Origin of the sequence: Bradyrhizobium sp., assembly GCF_049512235.1 — a bacterium.
In the GTDB taxonomy this organism is placed as follows: Bacteria; Pseudomonadota; Alphaproteobacteria; order Rhizobiales; family Xanthobacteraceae; genus Bradyrhizobium.
In genome coordinates, this window is record NZ_JBEKXH010000549.1 from 1 (window position 1) to 3991 (window position 3991).

General features: G+C 61.5%; 2 protein-coding genes and 1 pseudogene. 2 read left to right on the forward strand and 1 reads right to left on the reverse strand.

What is annotated here, in order from left to right; all coding sequences use genetic code 11:
* Positions 1–341 (forward strand): annotated as a pseudogene (locus tag ABSG20_RS31465) (metallophosphoesterase); the annotation flags it as partial.
* 17 nt (positions 342–358) lie between these two features.
* Here ABSG20_RS31465 and ABSG20_RS31470 read toward each other — a convergent pair.
* Complete coding sequence (locus ABSG20_RS31470) at positions 359–2698, reverse strand: spermine/spermidine synthase domain-containing protein (protein WP_423868348.1); 2340 nt, start codon at positions 2696–2698, stop codon at positions 359–361.
* 260 nt (positions 2699–2958) lie between these two features.
* Here ABSG20_RS31470 and ABSG20_RS31475 point away from each other — a divergent pair, with 260 nt between their 5' ends.
* Positions 2959–3759 carry an SDR family NAD(P)-dependent oxidoreductase gene (locus tag ABSG20_RS31475; protein ID WP_423868349.1) on the forward strand — a complete coding sequence of 267 codons (801 nt, stop codon included), beginning with the start codon at positions 2959–2961 and terminating at the stop codon, positions 3757–3759.
* Positions 3760–3991 lie beyond the last annotated feature (232 nt).

Genomic DNA, 3991 nt, shown 5'->3' on the forward strand with positions numbered 1-3991 from the left:
CGCCCGGCGACCCCGAACTCGCAGCGACATCGATACGCTATGTTCCGATGCCGGCGCGAAGCCGCCTGGTCGAGATGCTGGCGAGCGTCGATCTGCGGCTGGTCGCCAGCGGCCACCTTCACCAGCGGCGGGATTTTACCTTTGGTCAGATCCGGCACATCTGGGCCCCTTCGGCCGGCTTCATCATTTCCGACCGGCGGCAGGAAGTGATAGGGGTCAAAGAGGTCGGGCTGGTGGACTATCGCTTCCAGCCCGGCAGCTTCGAGGTGATCCACGCACGCGCGCCAGGCCAGGTCGATATCGATCTGGATTCCCTGATCGGCAAGCCTTCCGGCAAGTAGTTCCGTGATTTTGAAGCTCATTCCGCCGGCTGCAGCAGCAGACTGGATTTCAGAGAGAACACCCAGGCCAGCGAATAGAATCCCAACGCCAGCAGGTAGAGGAATGCAAATCCGAAATACATTGAATTATATTCCATCACGCCGCCGAACAAGGCGCCCATCAGGTTATACGCGAACGCCGTGGAGATGTTGATTTCGGCCTCGCTGATCAGGCTGGAAAAGACGATGCCGGCAAAGAACAGCGGGACCGTCAGCACCAGGCAGCTCAGCGCCAGCTGCATCAAAGGCGGTCCGAACGTCCACTGGCCGTGACTGGTCGCCAGCGCGTATCCAACCACAAGGCTGACGAACAGCCCCAAATAGGCAGGCCCAGCCAGCTTGCGCGCCGTCCGCGTCACCATCAGGTTGGCGAGGAACGCCATCGTCAGCACCAAAAGGATGGCCGCCGCGATCACGAACCATGTGCCTCCGAGATGCAGGCCGAGCTCGGTAATGGCCTTGGTCTCCACCAGCATGAAACCGGAGCCAAGAAAAAAGAATGGCAGGTAGCTGCGGTCGATCGGATCGGTAAAGCCGATGGTCTTGCGCACAAAGACATAACTGAGCAGCAGAACCATGCCGAGCGCAACCATGTAGGTGACCGGATAGGTGCGCTCGACCATGTAGAAGAACGGCCAATCGTCGGTCGGGACCGCGGATTCCGGATAGGGTTGCGAAAAATAGTCGGAAACATCGGCAAATCCGATCGACGCAAATACACTCCCGTCCGGCATTGTCACGGCCTCGCCTTTTTTGGCGATGAAGGCGGTCGTCTTCGAGTTGTCGTACCCCACCCGCACCGCCAGCGGTTTGCCGGCGCCCGGCAGTTCGCGGAGAATCTTCGACAGCTTGAAGCCCAGCGCGTCGTTGACCAGGGTGAACGAGATCGAAAGCACGCCGCCCGGCCTGAGCAGGCGGAAGGCTTCGGCGATCCCCTCGCGCGTATAGACATAGGAATCGACGCGCAGATTGGAGGCATGGCTCAACGCCGTGTGCGAATCCAGAACGCCATAGACGATCAGGTCATATTGCTGGTCGGCATTGCGGAAGAAATTACGCGCATCATTGATCGACAGGTTGACGCGGGGGTCGTCATAGGGGTGCTCGGGATGATATTTGGTGCCGAGAAATGCGATGGCGGGATCGATCTCGATCGCGTCGACATGGCCGGCGCCCATCCGCAACGCGGTCGCCACATCATTGCCGCTGCCGGCGCCGACGATGGCCACGCGCTCCGGCGTCTGCTTGAAATTGTAGGGAAACTCGTAATAGGCGCGGACATAGCGATCCCCATCGGATTGCTGAGCGCGCCTGTTGTCGGCAAAATTGTAGACCTTCTGGTAGTAGCTGCCGCCGGACAGGATCTGCATCAGCCCGTCATCCTTGGCGGTTCGCTCCAGCAACTGGTAGGGCGAATAGATGCGCTGCGTCTCGGGCTGTACCGGCCAGGCCAGGATGGCCAGCAGGACACAAAAGCTTGCGATGCCGGCCGGCAGGAATTCGTCGCGCGAGAGCACGAACAGAAGCAGCATGCCGCCGGTCACGGCGAACCAGATTACCGGCGGCAGCCAGTACAGGCTCATCACAAACAGCGCCAGCACCCCGAGCACGCTGCCCGCGAGGTTGAGGCCATAGGCGTTCAACGAATTCGAGCTGCGCAGCAATTTGCCGCAAAGCTGGCCGACCGGATAGCAGATGCAGGCGCAGATGACGAAGCTTGCCCCGAGCAGGAGGTAAACCGGCAGGTCAAACGTGCTGAGCCAGCCGACGGAGAATATCAGATAGGCGGCGCCGGTATCGTAACGCAACAGCGTGATGACAAGGACGAACAGCGCCAGCATCGGCAACACCAGCGCCGGCGCGCAGGGTTGCCGTTCCGCCACCGCGTAACCCGCGCCAAGACCGAGGAAACAGGCCAGCATGGTAAAATTCTTGTAAAAGGAATAGACCGGAAAAACCGATGCGAGCCAGCGGATCAGCACCAATTCCAGCAACAGGCTGAGCATCGTCACCAGAACGATCAACCTGACCTTGGTTTTGGTGCTCAAATTCGCGTAGTCGGCCTCGAAGGCCACGCCCATGAGCCTGACCCGGCTTTCCAGCGGTTCGGCGAACCGGTCCCAATAGACCACGGCGCCGAGCGCAAGCAGCCCGAGTACAAACCGGAGCACGCCGGTCGTGAACTCGGTCGCGGTGAGGCTCTCGGCCGCGAAAAGCCCTTTGGCCGAGATCGCTCCGTAGACGAACAGCAGTCCGCCCAGCGATACGCAATAGATGTGAACAAGGCTGCGATTGGGACTGTGCGCGGAATTCATCATGAGCTTGGGCCCCGGCGAGCGCTGGTGAGAGGATGCTCACGCGTCAGTTGATCGTGAAGTTCACGAAATCGCTCGTGACCGGAAATTCACGGCACGCAGCCGTGCGCCGGGACGCTAGGGCAGATCTGCTTAAAGGATGGTTACTGGCGGCGCCGGGCGATGGGAGGGATCGTCGTTCGACCTTTCCAACCCATCAACCTCGACAGATCGGCGATGATTCCCATTATAAGGCTGTAACCAATCCAAGGGAGTGAACTCACATGCGCCTGCAAGATCGCGTCGCCATCGTCGTCGGGGCCGGCCAAAGCCCCGGCGAAGGCATCGGCAACGGCCGCGCCACCGCCCTGACCTTCGCGCGCGAAGGCGCCAAGGTGCTGTGCGTGGATCACAACCTCAACTCGGCGGAGGAGACGGCCGAACTGATCGCCGCCAAGGGCGGCACGGCGCTGGCGTTCAGGGCCGACGTCACCGTCAATGCCGAACTCGCGGCCATGGCAGCCGAGGCGCTGGCCCGCTGGGGCCGCATCGACATCCTGCACAATAATGTCGGCGTCAGCCTCGCCGGTGGCGATGCCGAACTGGCTGACATCACCGAGGAGGCGCTCGACCGCTGCGTCTCGATCAACCTCAAGAGCTGCATCTTCGCCGCCAAGGAGGTGATCCCGATCATGCGACGGCAGCAGCAGGGCGCCATCATCAACATCTCCTCGATGGCCGCCATCACCACCTATCCCTATGTGGCCTACAAGGCCACCAAGTCGGCGATGATCGCCTTTACCGAGCAGCTCGCCTATCAGAACGCCCGCTATGGCATTCGCGCCAACGTCATCCTGCCGGGCTTGATGAACACGCCGATGGCCGTCGACACCCGCGCCCGCGCATTCAACAAGAGCCGCGCCGAAGTCGCGGCCGAACGCGACGCCAAGGTGCCGCTGCGCCACAAGATGGGCACCGGCTGGGACGTCGCCAACGCCGCTTTGTTCCTGGCCTCGGATGAAGCGAATTTCATCACCGGCGTGACGTTGCCGGTGGATGGCGGCGCCAGCGTACGGCGCGGTTGATCGAGCCTGCCGCGGCAGCCATGCTTCGTCGCAAGGGCTCATCGCAATGACGTCCAATCCAAACATGCGTTCAATCCCAACATGCGTTCAATCCCAACATGCGTTCACAGCCCCGCGGCGCGAGGCGCCCGGGCTTTGCCAGGAGACTTGACCGCCCTCGAAAACAGAGGGCGTGGGGAATGCCGGATGCCCAGTGGCACCCGCAGCCTCGCGTGCAGAAAACGGCCATCAC

Excerpts from the sequence above, each read along its gene's own strand:
- ABSG20_RS31470 (WP_423868348.1), bottom strand. The coding sequence starts at position 2,698 with ATGATGAATTCCGCGCACAGTCCCAATCGCAGCCTTGTTCACATCTAT.
- ABSG20_RS31475 (WP_423868349.1), top strand. The coding sequence starts at position 2,959 with ATGCGCCTGCAAGATCGCGTCGCCATCGTCGTCGGGGCCGGCCAAAGC.